The 561-nt window shown below is 48.3% G+C and carries 1 protein-coding gene; it reads right to left on the minus strand.

Annotation, left to right across the window (positions count from 1 at the left end):
• Positions 1-87: 87 nt before the first annotated feature.
• A partial coding sequence (locus tag ILP92_RS18985) for an alpha-amylase inhibitor/seed storage/lipid transfer family protein (protein ID WP_198917844.1) occupies positions 88-561 on the minus strand: 474 nt, incomplete at its 5' end.

A 561-nucleotide genomic window follows, 5' to 3' on the forward strand; every position in this document is an offset into this window, starting at 1 on the left:
GCCACTTTATTTGTCATCGCTACAACGATTGGTGCATCAGCTAAGCAACGATGATCCATCTACCTATTAGCATAACTCTTGCATTTTTCATTGGCCACCAATGCCGACGACTATGCTGGCAAATGGTGCGTTGATGGTGGAGCAGTCAGGTGAGACATACACGTTGCACATGGTTGGAAGAGTTCTCAATACCAATGACCTGATCACCTCCAATTGAGCTGGTTGTTGAGGTTGGATGATGCCCTGACCCTGAACGAGCTGAAACAGTGGCCGCCGGATCTGCACGCCTTGTCGTTGTTCTTGCTGCATGATGATGGAATGCACGACACTATGGATGGCTGCACACTGGAGCTGCTGAGGAATCTGTGCCAGTTGTTGGCAACATTGTTGCTGCATCACCTGGCAATCACTTCGTGGCAAGATCATTGATATGAGGGATGACACCAATGACACAGGGTTGCATTGCTGCAAGAGAAAATTCTTGCAGGGGTTCATCTGTTGTTGTAGAGATAGCTGAATCAACGGTTGTTGTTGCTGGGGGAATGATTGTTGCGGTTGTTG

This window comes from Palleronia pontilimi (assembly GCF_016412875.1).
Taxonomy (GTDB): Bacteria; Pseudomonadota; Alphaproteobacteria; order Rhodobacterales; family Rhodobacteraceae; genus Palleronia; species Palleronia pontilimi.